Annotated in this window: 14 protein-coding genes; 3 read left to right on the forward strand and 11 right to left on the reverse strand. The window is 54.8% G+C overall.

From position 1 onward, the window contains the following. Nucleotides 1-134: 134 nt before the first annotated feature. A complete protein-coding gene (locus tag NFR25_RS02990) occupies nt 135-1037 on the forward strand; it encodes a DMT family transporter (RefSeq protein WP_251197767.1) in 903 nt (300 codons plus the stop codon). 1 nt (nt 1038) lies between these two features. On the opposite strand, the gene NFR25_RS02995 is transcribed toward NFR25_RS02990, so the two are convergent. From NFR25_RS02995 to NFR25_RS03020, 6 genes are all read right to left on the reverse strand, one after another. After that, nucleotides 1039-1815, reverse strand: coding sequence for a trimeric intracellular cation channel family protein (locus tag NFR25_RS02995; RefSeq protein WP_251197768.1), 777 nt, complete (start codon nt 1813-1815; stop codon nt 1039-1041). Nucleotides 1816-1819: 4 nt separating this feature from the next. Beyond that, nucleotides 1820-3532, reverse strand: coding sequence for a phosphoenolpyruvate--protein phosphotransferase (ptsP, locus tag NFR25_RS03000; RefSeq protein ID WP_251197769.1), 1713 nt, complete (start codon nt 3530-3532; stop codon nt 1820-1822). 4 nt (nt 3533-3536) lie between these two features. Continuing rightward, a complete protein-coding gene (locus tag NFR25_RS03005) occupies nt 3537-3800 on the reverse strand; it encodes an HPr family phosphocarrier protein (protein WP_251197770.1) in 264 nt (87 codons plus the stop codon). A 116-nt stretch (nt 3801-3916) separates the two neighbouring features. Next, nucleotides 3917-5935 carry a PTS fructose transporter subunit IIABC gene (locus tag NFR25_RS03010; RefSeq protein WP_251197771.1) on the reverse strand — a complete coding sequence of 673 codons (2019 nt, stop codon included), beginning with the start codon at nt 5933-5935 and terminating at the stop codon, nt 3917-3919. 23 nt (nt 5936-5958) lie between these two features. Continuing rightward, entirely contained in the window at nt 5959-6114 is a 156-nt protein-coding gene (locus NFR25_RS03015) for a hypothetical protein (protein ID WP_251197772.1), read from the reverse strand. A gap of 38 nt (nt 6115-6152) precedes the next feature. Continuing rightward, on the reverse strand, nt 6153-7145 hold the full coding sequence (locus NFR25_RS03020) for a 1-phosphofructokinase family hexose kinase (protein WP_251197773.1): 993 nt from the start codon (nt 7143-7145) through the stop codon (nt 6153-6155). Nucleotides 7146-7365: 220 nt separating this feature from the next. On the opposite strand from NFR25_RS03020, the gene NFR25_RS03025 reads away from it, so the two are divergent. After that, on the forward strand, nt 7366-11229 hold the full coding sequence (locus NFR25_RS03025) for a response regulator (RefSeq protein ID WP_251197774.1): 3864 nt from the start codon (nt 7366-7368) through the stop codon (nt 11227-11229). A 174-nt stretch (nt 11230-11403) separates the two neighbouring features. Here NFR25_RS03025 and NFR25_RS03030 read toward each other — a convergent pair whose 3' ends face one another. Beyond that, a complete protein-coding gene (locus tag NFR25_RS03030) occupies nt 11404-12042 on the reverse strand; it encodes an NAD(P)H-binding protein (RefSeq protein WP_251197775.1) in 639 nt (212 codons plus the stop codon). A 78-nt stretch (nt 12043-12120) separates the two neighbouring features. Then, nucleotides 12121-12666: a flavodoxin family protein gene (locus NFR25_RS03035; RefSeq protein WP_251197776.1), complete on the reverse strand. Its 546-nt coding sequence runs from the start codon at nt 12664-12666 to the stop codon at nt 12121-12123. Between the two features lie 121 nt (nt 12667-12787). Here NFR25_RS03035 and NFR25_RS03040 point away from each other — a divergent pair, with 121 nt between their 5' ends. Beyond that, nucleotides 12788-13129, forward strand: coding sequence for a winged helix-turn-helix transcriptional regulator (locus NFR25_RS03040; RefSeq protein ID WP_251197777.1), 342 nt, complete (start codon nt 12788-12790; stop codon nt 13127-13129). Nucleotides 13130-13251: 122 nt separating this feature from the next. On the opposite strand, the gene NFR25_RS03045 is transcribed toward NFR25_RS03040, so the two are convergent. The 3 genes from NFR25_RS03045 to NFR25_RS03055 form a co-directional block, all read right to left on the reverse strand. Continuing rightward, nucleotides 13252-14163: a radical SAM protein gene (locus NFR25_RS03045; protein WP_251197778.1), complete on the reverse strand. Its 912-nt coding sequence runs from the start codon at nt 14161-14163 to the stop codon at nt 13252-13254. 233 nt (nt 14164-14396) lie between these two features. Next, nucleotides 14397-15065, reverse strand: coding sequence for an MBL fold metallo-hydrolase (locus NFR25_RS03050; RefSeq protein ID WP_251197779.1), 669 nt, complete (start codon nt 15063-15065; stop codon nt 14397-14399). Beyond that, complete coding sequence (locus NFR25_RS03055; protein ID WP_251197780.1) at nt 15035-15721, reverse strand: DsbA family oxidoreductase; 687 nt, start codon at nt 15719-15721, stop codon at nt 15035-15037. Before NFR25_RS03055 ends, NFR25_RS03050 begins: the two co-directional genes overlap by 31 nt. Between the last annotated feature and the right edge of the window lie 59 nt (nt 15722-15780).

Here is a 15780-nt window from a genome sequence, read left to right on the forward strand (position 1 = left end):
AAGCCCGCGAAGCCCTGCAAAGAGGCATGCTGCGGCATTGTTGCGAACGACACACGATAGCTCGTTGCGCATCTGCACGAATTCTCAAGACCTTTAGACTGATTAGCTATAGACTTTTGCATGACGAATCTATGATGAACAAGATGAAAGACATACCAGTTGCTGGCTACAAAGCCATGCTGTTCTTCTCCACGATAATCTGGGGTGCAGCCTTCGTGGTAATGAAGGACGCTGTCGAGATCTTGGGGCCCGCCCAGCTCGTAGGCGTTCGTTTCATCCTGGCCGGGCTTATCCTGGGCGCTGTCTTCCACAAGAAGCTTCGGAAGGTCTTGACCCCTGGCGGCTTGCGCGCTGGCATCACCATGGGCATCATCTTGTTCGTGGCATTCTGGTTGCAAACCTTGGGACTTGCCAACACAACCCCTGGCAAGAACGCATTCCTTACTGCAACCTACTGCGTCATGGTGCCGCTGATCGTTTGGATGATATCGCGCCGTTTCCCAGGTTGGTCTTGCATCATCGCAGCCATAACCTGCGTGGCTGGCATCGGGCTTGTCTCCGTTGCGCCTGGCACCTTCGGCATAGGATTTGGCGACGCAGCAACACTTGCTGGCGCGGTGGTCTTCGCCCTCGAGATCATCTTCATCTCGCGCTTCACCAAGATCTATAGCGCCATCGGCATAACCATCATCCAATTCCTCTGTTGTGGAGTATTGGGGCTCATCTTCGGTTTCGCTTTCGAACCGATGCCACAGATCGATGCCATACCAGCAAGCTTCTTCGCCGACCTGGCCTATCTTGTGCTGCTCTCATCTTGCGTCTGCTATGTCTGCCAAAACGTGGGACTGGCTCACGTACCCCCTGCTCAGGGTTCGCTCATCCTCTCGCTCGAGTCGGTCTTCGGCGTTATCTGCTCGGTGCTCTTTTACGGTGAAGTGCTCACGGCTCAAATGATCGTCGGCTTCATCCTGATCTTCATCGCTATCTTGATCAGCGAACTAGCACCACGAAGAAAACGCTCCGAACAGACCGCCTGATCTATTTCTCTTGTCGAGTAGCTTTGCGTTTGCGCCTGTAAGATTTGCGGCGTGGTCTCAAGGTGTGTTCGTCGGCATGATGGAAGAGCTCGACGAAGAAGTCCTTCACCTTGCGCGTACCCTTGTTCACCTTGGGAGCCAGATCGGTGTCATTGGCAGTTTGCCAATCGAAGTAGACCGACAGGTACCGCAAGAACACCACCGTCAACACGCATACGATAGCCGCAATGGTCAGCGGTACGTTCAGAAATGCCAAGCCCGCGAATGCGAGCGCGCCAGCAATGCCCGCCACAGCGTAGTAGTTCGAACGCTGGAAGATGCTCGGGGTCTTCCCCACGCAAATATCGCGCAACGCCCCACCACCAACCGCAGTGATCGCGCCCAAGAGCACCACCACGAAGAAGCTCTGGCCACATTGATACGCTTTGTTCGCTCCAGCCAGCGCGAAGAGCGCCACCGAGAGCGCATCGGCCAAAAAGAGCATCTGACCTGTGGTTTTGAACCATCCACGAAAGAGGAAGACGAAAAGCGCAATAGCCATGCAGATGAGCACGACTTCAGGATACTGCATGAAGTATACGCCCTTGTCCTGCAAGAGCAGGTCACGGATGATGCCTCCGCCATACGCGGTGATCAGCGCGAGCGAAATGGTACCCACGATATCGAGCTTGCGGTCGTTCGCGAACATCGCACCCGTTATCACACCCACAGCAACAGCGAAGAAGTCGACGCCGAAGGGTACATCGAGCGTTGCGCCTGCTGCGAAGAACTGGTCCATTGAACTAGCCTTTGCGCGCGGATTCTAGGATAGCGCGCACTTCAGGTTCGGTCTTGGCCGCCATAGCCTTTGCCGCAACCTCATCTGCAGCCGCTTTCGTCCAATCGCCAATAGCCGCGCGCGTTGCGAGGATCGACGAAGGAGAAACGCTGTATTCACCAAGACCAAAGCTTATCCAAAGCGGAACGAGCAACGGGTCTGCTGCCGCTTCGCCGCACATACCCACCATGATGCCCGCTTCGTTGCCTGCTTCTATCACGCGCTTGATCGAGCGGAGCACTGCAGGGTCGAACGTGGAATAAAGGTAGCTCACGTGGTCGTTGCCACGATCAGCCGCCATGGTATAGCCCGTCAGGTCATTCGTGCCGATGCTGAAGAAATCTGCCTCTTCGGCAAGTACATCAGCCATAATAGCTGCTGCTGGTGTTTCTATCATCACGCCCACGGGCACATCAGCATTGCATTCCGTGCCTTCGGCCTTCAGTTCAGCGGCGCATTCAGCCACCAGTTCACGCACCTGACGCAGCTCAGCCACACCAGTGACCAGAGGGATCATGATACGGATATCGCCGAATGCCGTTGCGCGCAGAAGCGCACGCAGTTGGACCTTGAACACATCTGGACGCTGCAAGCAGTAACGCACCGCACGAAAACCCAAGAACGGATTATCTTCCTTTTCCATTCCCAGATATGGGATGTCCTTATCGCCACCAATATCGAGCGTGCGCACGATAAGAGGGCGTCCCTTCAAGATGAGCGCCGCCTGCTGATAGGCTTTGAACTGCTCGTCTTCAGTAGGCATCGCATTGCTCTCCATAAACAGGAATTCTGTGCGGAACAGACCCACGCCTTCGCCGTCGTGCGAAACAACAGCTTCGGCATCTGAAACTGAGCCGATGTTGCCGAACAGTTCTACCTGTATGCCATCAGCGGTCTCGGTAGGCTTGCCCACCAACTGCTGCAGCGCCGCACGTTCCTGAAGGAATTCCTCACGACGAACCTCGGCTGAATGGAGCACATCTTCCGTGGGATCCAGCACCACTTTGCCTGCGATGCCATTGACCACCACCTGGTCTCCCGCTGCAAGTTCTGTGGTCACATCTGCCACTGCCAGCACTGCTGGGATCTCGAGCGCGCGAGCCAGAATAGCAGAATGGCTGGTCATACCGCCCACTTCGGTGACGATGCCAACCACATTGTCGCTGTTCAGACCAGCCGTCATCGACGGGACCAGGTCATGTATGACGATGACCGAACCTGCAGGCACGAGCGAAATATCCACTTCTTCGACACCCAGCAATTCGCACAACACACCTGTACGAATGTCACGCACGTCTGATGCGCGCTGACGCGTAAGATCATCTTCGGCTGCTTCGAACATGGTGGCGAACATCTCGCAAATCTGGGTGAGAGCATCTTCAGCGCATGTTCCGCCTTCGATGAGCTTGTCCATCTCGGCCACCATGAACGGGTCCGAGATCATAAGGTTATGACCCTCGAGGATAGCCGCTTCTTCGTCACCCACACGATCACGGATCTGGTCCGCCTTCTGCGTGTTGAGCTCCTTGAACGCCTCGATAGCGCCTGCGAGGCGTGCTTTTTCAGCATCCACATCCGCGACGGTGGTGCTCTCATATTCGAGCACTGGTTCAGCAACGACCACGACCGTGCCGATGCCTACGCCGCTCGAAGCGGCAACTCCTTCGAGGGTCTTCATGCTCTTATTCTCCCAATCCCGATTCGATCAAGCTGATCGCCGCATCAAGTGCTGCTTGCTCGTCGTCACCAGTTGCCACGATCTCGACTTCGGTGCCGCATTTGATGCCAGCAGCCACGATGGCCATCAGGCTCTTCGCATTCACTTCCTTGCCGTCTGCAACGATGGTAACGTCAGCAGCAAACGGGGCCATAGCCTGGGCTAACACGCCTGCAGGGCGCATATGCAAGCCACTGCCATTGGTCAACGTGATCTTCTGTGAAACCATTTTCGTATCCTTTCATCTCTTCGGCGAACTCTCGCCAGCCTGACCTGTCCCCTTTTTGTCCTGGACACTTTGGGGACGGGTCCGTTTTTGTCCGGGACAGTTTGGGACCTGTCCCCCTATTGCTTCTTCTTCAGGATGGCCAGCATCAGCATACCGACCACAGCACCGATAGCTAAGGCCACCAGATACATGAGCGCATTACCGATGACCGGCACTACGAAGATACCACCATGAGGCGCCATCAGCGTACACCCGAACAACCACGAAAGGCCGCCTGCCACGCCCGAACCGATGATGCACGCGGGGATGACGCGCAGCGGATCGGATGCCGCATAAGGAATAGCGCCTTCTGTGATGAATGAAAGACCCATGATGTAGTTGACCGGGCCATTCTTGCGCTCTTCTTCGGTCCAGCGATTCTTGAACAGCGTGGTAGAGAGCGCGATAGCCAGCGGCGGAACCATACCACCGATCATGACCGACGCCATGATCTCATAAGCTGCATCCGTGCCCAGCGAAAGCATGCCCGTGCCGAACACGTATGCCGCCTTGTTGAACGGACCGCCCATATCGATGGCCATCATGGCTCCAAGGATGATGCCAAGGATGATGCCGTAATCATTGTCTGCAAGCCAGGTGAGCGCATCGCTCATGGCCGTGTTGATGGCGCCCATGATGGGGCCGACCAAGCACATGAACAAACTGATGGCCGCCAAACCTGCCAGTGGATAGATAAGGATCTGCTTGATGCCAGCCAGGCTATCGGGCATCTTATCGCACAGCTTTTCGATGCCGAGCATCATATAACCGCCAGCGAAACCTGCGAGCAGGCCCCCCAAGAAGCCTGAGGGAACATCGCCACCAGGCAAGCCGAACGTCGAGCCGAGCGTTGCCATGAAGCCACCTACGAAGCCTACTACCAGGCCTGGCCTATCAGCGATCGACTTCGCGATGTACGCCGCCAGAATAGGAACCATGAAGCTGAAAGCGAACCCGCCGATGGTCTTGAACCAGGCCGAAACAGGCGTGCCCGTACCGAAGCTTGAGTCTTGCGGCACGCCCGCGATCGAGTCGATCAAAAATGCCACCGCGATGAACAGACCACCCGAGACCACGAAGGGCAGCATGTGCGAAACGCCCTCCATCAGGTGCTTGTAGATCTTGCGCCCTACGCTCTCATCCGAGCCTGTTTCATCTTCGACCCTCTTGCTTGAAGCGCTGTGATAGATCTTCGCATTGCCATCGAGCACACGGTCGATCAACTCGTCAGGCTTATTGATGCCATCAGCAACCTTCACGATCACTACTGGCTTGCCATCGAAGCGATCCATGGACACTTCCTTATCGGCCGCCACGATGATGCCATCTGCTGCTTCGATCTCAGCGTTGGTAAGCTTGTTCTTCGTGCCGCCCGAACCATTGGTCTCTGCTTTCAGCGCGATACCGCGCGCATCCGCTGCATTCACCAACGCTTCAGCCGCCATATACGTATGCGCGATGCCAGTTGGGCACGCCGTTACAGCCAGGATGCGATAGCCTTCGGCCTGCGCTTGGGCTTCTTCCTTTTCAACCTTATGCTCACGATGCTCTGCCTTGGCTTCATCGATGAGGTATTCCGTACCCTCAACATTGCCTTCCATATCGGCAACAGCGTCCTGTTTCACCTCGTCAGCGAAGCGTTCGTTCTCCTTCGCATCGATCAGCTTCAGGAATTCCTCGGGCGTTGCAGCCTCCATCAAGCTCTTGCGGAAATCGATGTCCATCAAGATGGTCATCAAGCGCGAGAGCACTTCCAGGTGAACTTCACCGCCATCGTCAGGCGCCGCGATCATGAACAACAACGTTGAAGGCTGACCATCAGGTGCGCCATAATCAACGCCATCGGGAGCGGTCATAGCCGCCAGCGCAGCATGCTTGGTGGCATCGGTCTTCGCATGCGGGATGGCAATGCCTTCGCCCACCGCAGTGGTGCCCAATTCCTCGCGTGCCAAGATGGCCTGCTTGTACTTTTCCTTGTCTACAAGATTTCCCGCTGCCTCATGCAGATCGACCAGCGCATCGATCGCTGCTGCCTTGTCGGCTGGATGTGCGCCAAGCTGCATGGCTTTAGGCGAGAGAAGATCGACGATCCTCATGGTAACCCCTGTCCCCTCTGGTGTTAGACATCCTCTATCGTCTCGATGAGCAACTTGTGGCCCCTTGTCATCTGCTCGAGCCGCATGCTTCGGCTCTTTGCCTCGACCATTGCTTTAGCCTTTGCCTTGGCCTTTGCTTTGACAATTTGCCCCAGCAATTTGCCTTGGCTGCCCATCATCTTTACCTTCCTCCTAATGATGCAACGTTTTGCACGGATCAAGGAGCTGAAGGCCCAGGTGTAATGAAAATGTCAGGTACGAGCGCGAGCACCTCTTCACCTGATGCGATACCCTCGCAGAAGGCCGTAGCCGATCCGGCAGCCGTGGCGAACGTGAGCGCCGCTAGCGGATCGCCTGCTGCCGCAATCTCTGCGTCATGAAGCGATGTGGCGTTCAGCCAGCCCGCCAAGAACCCTGCTACCATGGAATCTCCCGCACCGACCGAGTTCACCAAAGCGCCACGTGGTGCAACAGAATAGCCCACCACGCCTTCTTCGTTTGCAAGAAATGCACCCTTCGCTCCCCTGCTGACCAGCACGAACCCCCTTGTCCGCCCAGCAAGCTCCACCGCTGCTCGCTCGAGCGAAGCCTCGTCAGTACCATCGATATCGAACAACTGAGCTAGTTCATCATTATTGGGTTTGATCAGGAACGGATGCGCATCAAGCGCCGCCTCGAGCAGGTCTTCGGCCGCGTCCACTACCGCAAGCGCCCCACAACCATGAGCGCGTTCCACCAACTCTCGGTAGAGCTGCACAGGGCACCCTGGGGCGAGCGAACCTGAAAGGACCAGCACATCACCAGCACGCAGTGTGTCGACCTGAGCGCGTAACCTATCGAGCGCTGCAGCATCGACCCGTGGGCCCGCTCCGTTTATCTCGGTTTCTTGGATGCATCGTGCCTGTTCAGAAGCATTATCCATTGTCTTCAGCTTCACGTTGATGCGAGTAAGCCCCTCGGGCAGATGGATAAGATCAGTAGTGATGCCGCGATCTTGAAGCGCCGCTTCGAGCGTACGCCCCGTGTCGCCAGCGATAAAACCCCAGGCGCACACGGGCACGCCCAAGTTCGTGAGCATAGTGGCAACGTTCACACCCTTGCCACCCATGGAAAGCGACTCAGAAAACGACCGATTGATGCCCCCTGCCGCGAAAGCATCAAGGCGCATCATCCAATCAAGAGCAGGATTGCAAGTGACAGCATAGATCATGGGCATCTCCCCGTCGTTTTGACCTCTCGATTATACCATCAGGCACCTGTAGGCTCGCTTCTCAGCGCACGCTTCATCGCGCCTGCTCAAGGCCTGCGCAAGACCTTGGAATGTTCATCCCATATATTAGTAAGGCGCACTACGGTCCACGAGCCGTTTCATGATAGAATTGCGCACTAAGTATGCAATTTTTCGCCCTGATAGGAATAGGTATTCAGATTTGAGCGCTCTTTCTAATTCTCCGCAGAACGATTCATCTTCCAAGACCACAACGCCCAATCGCCGCGGCGCCCTGATCGTGGCTGCCATCATAGCAGCGGTCGTGCTCGTGGTATTTTGCGCGGTAACCACCATGCAGTTCCAGAAATCGGAAACTGCTACGGGCTCGGCCACTCAAACACAAACTCGCCAGCTGAAGAATGCGAGCGAGGAAACCTTCGTCACGCTCGACAACCTTGAGATCGGCAAGCCCGATTCTACCAATCGCACAGTGAAGGCAGGCGTGTTCGCTTTCGATGGCTACCATATGAAGGATGAGGACGGCGAGCTCTACGGCTATGGCATCGAAGTGCTCGAGATGATCTCGAAGTATTCGCATCTTAACTTCGACCTGGTGGGATACGATGCCTCCTGGCAAGACATGATGGATATGCTCGAAGCGGGCGAGATCGACCTGGTAACCTCTGCCTCGAAGACACCTGAGCGCGAGGCCAAGTTCGACTTCTCGCTGCCCATCGGCCAGAAGAGCACGGTGCTCTCTGTAGCTGCTAGCAATGATAAGCTGATCAGCGGCGACTACGCGACCTATAACGGCATGGTGGTGGGCGAGATCCCAGGCAACAGCCAAAACGACATCCTTGCTGAATTCGCGAAGGAGAAGAACTTCACCTACACCGTGCGTCAGTTCACTGATAATGAAGCACTCGCTCAGGCCCTTCAAGACGGCACGGTCGACGCGATTGTTACCAGCGACCTGCGCAAGACCAACAACGAAAAGACCCTGGATACGATCGATACCGATAACTACTACGTCATCGTGCGCAAGGGCGACACGCAGCTGCTCTCCGAGGTGAATTACGCCATCGATCAGATGAACATGAACGAAGGCGACTGGAAGCACACGCTCTATTACGACTATTACGGTCCCACTTTCTCCAACGAGATCGAATTCACCGCCCGCGAACAGGCTTATATCGATGAAGTGCGCGCTGGCACGAAGAAGATCTCTGCCATTGCTGCAAGCGATCGCAGCCCCTACTCCTTTGAGGAGAATGGCAAGCTCAATGGCATCTTGATCGACTATTTCGCAGCAGTCATGGAAGTGGCTGATCTGCCTTATGAGATCGTTGTCCCGAGCGATCTTCAGCAATATCAGCTTGCCATCGAGAGCGAGCGCGTGAACGTGGTGCTCGATGGCATCGTTGGTCAATACTCTTCGGGCGACTACTTCGACAACAGCTTCAAGAGCGATGCGTTCATGTCTGCCAGCATCGTGCAAGTGACCCGCGACGATTTCGCTGGTCAGATCAAGACCATCGCCGTTCCCGATTCCTCAACGGGTGGCCTCAATGGCTTCTGGGAAGACCAAGAAGGCGTCGAGCTGATCCATTACCCCACGCGCGAAGCCGCGCTGCAGGCAGTGCTCGATGGCGATGCCGATTGCACCTATACCTACGTATACACCGCGCAACAATTCATGAACCGTGACTCGAGCGATGGGCTCACTTATAACGCGGTCTACGGTCTTGATGTGCAGTTCGACATGTTGGTAACCGCCAATACCGACCATGAACTGGTGAGCATCCTGAACAAGTGCATCAAGCGCGTGCCCGAATCAACGCTCAATCGCCTGGTGGCCGACTATACTTCCTATAGTGCCACTGATATGACCTTCTTCGAGTACCTTGAAGCGAACCCCATAATCCTCATCGTTTTGGGTCTGCTCATCGCAATGGTAGCGGTCATCATCATCGCGTTGGTGCTTCGTGGCAGATGGAGCAATCGACTGATCGCAACTCAAGAACAGTCGAACCAAGAACTGAAAGAGCAGCTCTCTATCGTTGAGGCGCTCAGTCATGACTACACCAATGTATTCTCGGTCGACCCCAAGAAGGGCGTTGCCAAAGTCATCAAGCTCGAAGGCTACGTTACGCGCGGCCTCCATGACAATCCTGACGAAGAGCAAGATTACACGGTCCTGGTCAACCACTATATCGACGACCGCGTTCATCCTGATGACAAGGAGCTTCTGCGCAAGGAGATGTCGCTTGACCATGTTCGCGAAGAAACGAAGTCGGGCGAAGAATACCAGGGCACATATCGCATCTTGGTCGATGGCGAAGAACACAACTTCCAGTACACCTACGTGATGGTGGAAGACGGCGAAGATGACTTCTTGCTCGTTGGTTTCCGCAACATCGATGAGATGGTCCGCAAGGAACAGGAGCAGAACGAGGTCCTGTCTGAAGCACTGGCGCAGGCGCAATACGCCAACCAGGCGAAGACCACGTTCCTGAACAATATGTCTCACGACATTCGCACGCCCATGAACGCCATCATCGGCTTCACAGCGCTGGCTGGCACGCACATCGACAACACTGACCAGGTGCGCAGCTATCTGAGCAAGATCATGACCTCGAGCAATCACCTGCTCAGCCTGATCAACGACGTGCTCGACATGAGCCGCATCGAAAGTGGCAAGGTGAAGATCGAGAACAAGGAAACGAATCTGCCTGAAGTGATGCACGATCTGCGCACTATCGTTCAGTCCGATATCAAGGCAAAGGGTCTGGAATTCTACATCGACATGCTGGACGTAAGGAACGAGACCGTTATCTGTGACAAGCTGCGCCTGAATCAGGTGCTGCTCAACATCTTGAGCAACGCAGTGAAGTACACACCACAGGGCGGTACGGTAAGCGTGCGCATCACGCAGACCGAAGCAGTACAGCCTGATGGCACTGCCGAATATCAATTCTCCGTACGCGATACGGGCATCGGCATGAGCCCGACCTTCCTCGAGCATGTCTTCGAGCCCTTCGAACGCGAAGAGACCGCCACGGTCAGCGGCATTCAGGGTACTGGCCTGGGTCTTGCTATCACGAAGAACATCGTGGACATGATGGAAGGCGACATCAGCGTCACCAGTACCGAAGGCGAAGGTTCTGAATTCGTCGTTAAGTTCCGCTTCAAGGTAGCCGAAGGCTCCGAGCCGCTCGCGCCGCCTGAGGAACTGAAGGACCTGCGCGCATTGGTGGTCGACGATGATGTTGATACGTGCACGAGCGTCAGCAGCATGCTGCTCTCCATTGGCATGCGCCCCGACTGGACCACACTGGGTGAAGAAGCCATCGCGCACACCAAATTCGCTACCGAGCAAGGCGATCCGTATAGCGCCTTCATCATCGACTGGATCATGCCGAACATGAGCGGCCTTGAATTGGTGAAGCGCATTCGCCGCATCATCGGCGATGAAACACCCATCATCATCGCTACAGCTTACGACTGGACCGACATCGAAGAAGAAGTGAAGGAAGCGGGCGTTACTGCCATCTGCTCCAAGCCTATCTTCCTGTCTGAACTGCGCGAGATCCTCATGCGTCCCTTCACGGACGAAACGGAAAGCGACGAAGTGATCGTGGCTCAAGGCAATGACAACATCGACCTGACGGATGCCTTCGATCAGGCTGCCGAGAAGTTCAAGGGTAAGCACATCCTGTTGGCTGAAGACAATGAGATGAGCCGTGAGATCGCTATTACCGTGCTCGAAGATGCGGGAATTATCGTGGATGCGGTGGAAGATGGTAAGTACGCGGTCGAGCGCATGAAGGAAAACCCCGCGGGCACCTATGACGTGGTGCTGACCGACGTGCAGATGCCCATCATGAATGGCTACGAGACCACCCGCGCTATCCGTGCGTTGGACGATCCTGCAAAGGCGTCGATCCCCATCATCGCAGTTACGGCGAACGCATTCGAGGAAGACCGCGAGGAAGCCGAAGAAGCTGGCATGAGCGGATATGTGCCCAAGCCTATCAATATCGAGACCCTCTTCGAGACCCTCGAAGACCTCCTCGACGACTAACGAACACCCGGACACTTCGGGACACTTCGGGGACGGGTTCAAATCTGTCCGGGACAAAAAGGGGACAGGCCAGTGATCCCGATCGGTGATCCTGCCCTGTCCCCAATGGGTCTGGGACAGTTTGGGACCTGTCCCCTACCTCAAAATATTCGAAATTCTATCTTGGTCACACAGCTAAATTGACGCTAGAGCATCGACGATGGGCTGGTTTCCGGAACGCATCATCACTACCTTGCCAATAGTGTTCGGACGCTCGAGCACGCCAGCGAGCACCGCAGCCACATCGGGAATCGGGTTCACACCGTCGCTCGAAGGATTCAGCTCGATCTTACCCGTACCTGGCTCTTCCTTCAGCACGCTAGGCTGCACGATGGTCCACTTCAGACCCGAATTGTTCACGAGCCATTCATCTGCGAAGAACTTGGCGATGTTGTAGTCCATGATGGATGCAAGCGACGGAGATTCCTGCCAGCGCTTCGGCTCAAGAGCGAACAACGAACTGAGCATGACGAATCGCTCGATGTCTGCTTCTTTGGCTGCCTTCATCAGCTTCACGGCGCCGAATGCATCAGTTTGCAGCAGATCCTTGCCACGTGAACCTGCTACGAAATAGATAGCAGCGCATCCATCAATAAGGTCGATCATGTGCTCAACGTCTGTGTGAAAATCGAACACGCACGGCTCGACACCTTCAGGCCAACCCACATCTTCTGCACTACGAGATGCGGCAACAACGCTGTGTCCATCCGCTAACAAGCACTTCACTAGTCCTTTTCCTACACGACCACTTGCTCCTGCAACGAATACCTTCATGGCTCCCCCCTTCAGATTCGATCAACGCGAAGTTTCTATCAATGCCTGCCAAGATCCACCTGACGTAGGCGCATTCGTTTAGAACTTGTTGGCCAGATCTGCCGCCTGGGCACAACCGTCGGTCTGATCGACCGCGCCCACCTCGAGCACACCAGGAACGAGCACTTCACCTACTACGTTCCACTTCACCAAAGCTGCGATGCGTTCAAAGGGCTGTTTCAAGCTGTCCATCACCTCGACCTCGTGCTCTTCGCAGCATGCGATAAGGGCACAATCTTTGTTCGCGATGGGCTTTTCAGCCACGCAGAAAGAGTAGAGCTTGTCGATCACATTCTTGATCTGACCTGGGAAGGAATACCAATAGGTCGGGGTTGCGAACACGATACCATCAGCTTCAAGGATGTCGGGGGCGATGGTGTTGAAATCGTCGTCGTAAGTACAGGCCTTGCCGCTCTTGAAGCAAGTTTCGCACGCGTGGCACCCACCCACATTCGACGTTGCTGCGTTGAAGAGCACCACTTCGTGGCCATTCTTTTGTGCCTGTTCAGTGAATGCTGCGACCATACGATCGGTATTGCCGTTCTTGCGTGGGCTGCCTGTGATAACGACGATCTTCTTTCCCATCAGATTCCCTCTTCTCTCAGTTAGGTCCATGATGTATCCTATGAAATCATTTTGAGAAGCAGAATCAAGTACGCACTTGTAAGATAGGTACTATTCACAAAGAAAGTGTAAAGGAGCGATGATGACCGAGACCACCCCTAGCATCGAGGACGCGCAATTTTGCGACACAGGCTATAGCTACACGCTTTCGCTGATCTCGGGCAAGCACAAGATGGTCATCCTCTATTGCCTGATGGAGTATCAGCCGGTGCGCTTCAACGAGATGAAGCGCTACCTGGGCAAGATCTCGGACAAGACGCTTTCGCAGAACCTGAAAGAGCTCGAAGCCGACCAACTTATCGAGCGCAAGGTCTACCCGCAGATACCGCCGAAAGTAGAGTATTCGCTCACGCCACGCGGCGCATCCCTCATGAAAGTGCTCGACCAGCTTTGCGTCTGGGGAATGGAAAATCGGCTCGCCTGATCTTGAAAGCAGAGCGATTTTTATCCAAACACCTCGGGGACAGGTCCTTTTTTGTCTGGACATAAAACTGGGCACCAAGGATCGCCCCTCAGTGCCCAGTTTCACATTCATCATTCTTAAGCTTACGCAGCATATTCAGGTTTGCAAGATTCCTCGAGCATGGACCGATTCACAGCTGCATCGAGTTGATCGTCAGAATACTTGCTCAAGACCTCATCAATCTGCTTGAGCGTCTCTGCTTTTTCCTGTTCATCACCCGTATTCACCCGCACGTGAACTGGATTCAGCATGTGATAGCTGTCGTAAACGCTCGCAACGTTCAATGTTTCAAGGAACACACGGAGCTCTTCGATCATCTCGCGCTCGGAAGCTTTCTCGTATTCGCCCGCACGCCACATATCCCATGCGCCAGTCCCCTCTGTCACCGTCATACCCGTGCTGGAGATCTGTTTCGGATGCACTTGGTTGAATAGCTCGGCCGTCTCTCTGCCTGATTTCGCGCCCGCACCCTTTCCACCAAGTCCCAAGATATAAAAGACCGTGTAAGTAATGCCAGCGTTATCCAAACGCAGCAGTTGCTCAACAGCCTCCTCGGCCGTATGGCCCTTATCCATCAGCTCGAGTGCATCGTTGTTTCCGCTTTCAGTGCCCACATACAAATGCGTACATCCATTGGCTGCCAGCTGCCTCAACTCTTCATCAGACTTGCGCGCGATAGCATCGACGCGGCTGAACATGGAAATACGCCCGTGGTCGGGCAGTTCTTCATTCACGATGTCAAGAAATTCCATCAGGCGATGGGTGGGCAACGCGAAGTTATTTGACCCCACGAAGAAGATACGCGTGTCCGCAGGATAGAACGACCGCTGCATCAGCAGCTCACGGCGAAACGTGGCTGGATCGGCAACCTTGAAGGCATAATCTTTCGAGCGATAGCAGAACTTGCAACGATTCCAATTGCAACTTTGCGAAACAGCAAGCAACATGGAACGCGCCTCCCAGGGAGGGCGATATACGGGTTCTTCAAAAGTCATAGCGACTCCTTTCCCACTATGTAAAAGATGATGTGTGAAGTTAAATGCAGATATGCTCATACGTTGATATTTCGAGATGAACTATACATACGTAAGTACACGCCGTCAACCATATATGGAGAAATGAAGATGATGGCCCAGGCGAAACCATCCTCTTTTGTCTGGACATAAAAATTGGGCACCAAGGATCACCCCTCAGTGCCCAGCCTTGCGATTGATTGGCAGACGAAACGTCAGCGAACGCCCATAACGTGCTTCAGGTCAGCTACGGTGATGGCTTGCGAATGCCCCGAGAGCAACGCGGTCTCTTCGGGAAGGACCAACACCTTATCGCGAATGCTTTGGGCCAGTTCAGGGCCATTACCCGTCGGAAACACCGTCAAGCCAGGACCGCCCTCATAGACCACATCACCCACGAAAGCCACACCCGCGCCATCGAGCACATAGACCAGCGAATCTTCAGTATGACCAGGAACGTGCAGTACCGAAAGCGTTACGCCAGGAGCCACATCGATCGCGATCTGGTCGCCTTCTTCAAGCGACTTCGTACCCTGCAGCGTCAACCGCATACCATGCTCAGCCGATAGATTCAGACGCGGGTCTTCCAAATAACGCGGCGAAATGCGCGAAGCATACACCTCTGCTCCCCATGCCTGACGTAGCGCATCAGCAGCGCCAAAATGATCGAAATGTCCATGCGTGAGCAGGATTTTCTCCACAGTCCAACCCTTTTCAGCTGCGGCCTGCTCGAAGAGCTGAGGCTGCGCGCCCGGGTCGATCAAGAGCGCATGCTGCGATTCGTCGTCGACCACGAAATAGCCGAAGGTCCCGAACACGCCGCTTGCAAGTAGCGGATAGACTGAAACGCTCATCAGTTCACCGCACATCCCTCTGGGCCACATGCAGCACCTTGTGCCGTGGTCGAGAATTCATCGTTGATAGCCTGGGTAATCGCTTGCTTGAAGCCATCGACCTCGAAGCATCCAGGAAGTGCGAGCTTGCCATTGATAACGAAGAAGGGCACACCAGTAACGCCCATGCGATAGGCCTCGCTTTCGTCAGCACGAACTTCTTCGGCAAACGCATCGCTATCGAGCATGGCGCGAACTTCCTCTGCATCCAGCCCTGCTTCAACAGCAATATCAACGAGCACGTCATGATCTGCCAAAACACGACCTTCGGTGAAATAAGCCTTGAACAGCAACGGCTCCACCGCCGTATTACCCTTAGAGTGCGCGAACTTCGTCAGGCGATGCGCATCGAACGTGTTGGAATACTGCGTGTCGGCATAACGGAAGTCGAGACCTTCCGCACGACCCAATTCCGAAATGCCCTCGATACGCTCTTCGGCTTGCGGAACTGATAGACCATACTTGCGTGCAAAGCGGCTTGCAGTATCGGAGACGACCTTTGCCTCTGCATTCGGATCAAGCTCGAAAGCACGCATCGAAAGCTCTATCTCGTCACCAAGACCCATTTCCTCAATGGCATGTTCCAGCCGTGTCTCGCCAATGTAACAATAAGGACAAGCGTAGTCTGACCAATATTCGATCTTCATGTTGATTCCTCCAAACGTGCTGAGTTTGCTCTCAATACCAAGAATAGCTCGCGCGTTTG

Origin of the sequence: Anaerotardibacter muris, assembly GCF_943192915.1 — a bacterium.
Taxonomy (GTDB): domain Bacteria; phylum Actinomycetota; class Coriobacteriia; order Coriobacteriales; family Eggerthellaceae; genus Anaerotardibacter; species Anaerotardibacter muris.

Coding starts and splice junctions, on each gene's coding strand:
- NFR25_RS03050 (WP_251197779.1), bottom strand. CDS start 15,065: ATGTGGCCCAGAGGGATGTGCGGTGAACTGATGAGCGTTTCAGTCTAT.
- NFR25_RS03020 (WP_251197773.1), bottom strand. CDS start 7,145: ATGATCTATGCTGTCACTTGCAATCCTGCTCTTGATTGGATGATGCGC.
- ptsP (WP_251197769.1), bottom strand. CDS start 3,532: ATGAAGACCCTCGAAGGAGTTGCCGCTTCGAGCGGCGTAGGCATCGGC.
- NFR25_RS03055 (WP_251197780.1), bottom strand. CDS start 15,721: ATGAAGATCGAATATTGGTCAGACTACGCTTGTCCTTATTGTTACATT.
- NFR25_RS03045 (WP_251197778.1), bottom strand. CDS start 14,163: ATGACTTTTGAAGAACCCGTATATCGCCCTCCCTGGGAGGCGCGTTCC.
- NFR25_RS02990 (WP_251197767.1), top strand. CDS start 135: ATGAACAAGATGAAAGACATACCAGTTGCTGGCTACAAAGCCATGCTG.
- NFR25_RS02995 (WP_251197768.1), bottom strand. CDS start 1,815: ATGGACCAGTTCTTCGCAGCAGGCGCAACGCTCGATGTACCCTTCGGC.
- NFR25_RS03040 (WP_251197777.1), top strand. CDS start 12,788: ATGACCGAGACCACCCCTAGCATCGAGGACGCGCAATTTTGCGACACA.
- NFR25_RS03035 (WP_251197776.1), bottom strand. CDS start 12,666: ATGGGAAAGAAGATCGTCGTTATCACAGGCAGCCCACGCAAGAACGGC.
- NFR25_RS03010 (WP_251197771.1), bottom strand. CDS start 5,935: ATGAGGATCGTCGATCTTCTCTCGCCTAAAGCCATGCAGCTTGGCGCA.
- NFR25_RS03015 (WP_251197772.1), bottom strand. CDS start 6,114: ATGATGGGCAGCCAAGGCAAATTGCTGGGGCAAATTGTCAAAGCAAAG.
- NFR25_RS03030 (WP_251197775.1), bottom strand. CDS start 12,042: ATGAAGGTATTCGTTGCAGGAGCAAGTGGTCGTGTAGGAAAAGGACTA.
- NFR25_RS03005 (WP_251197770.1), bottom strand. CDS start 3,800: ATGGTTTCACAGAAGATCACGTTGACCAATGGCAGTGGCTTGCATATG.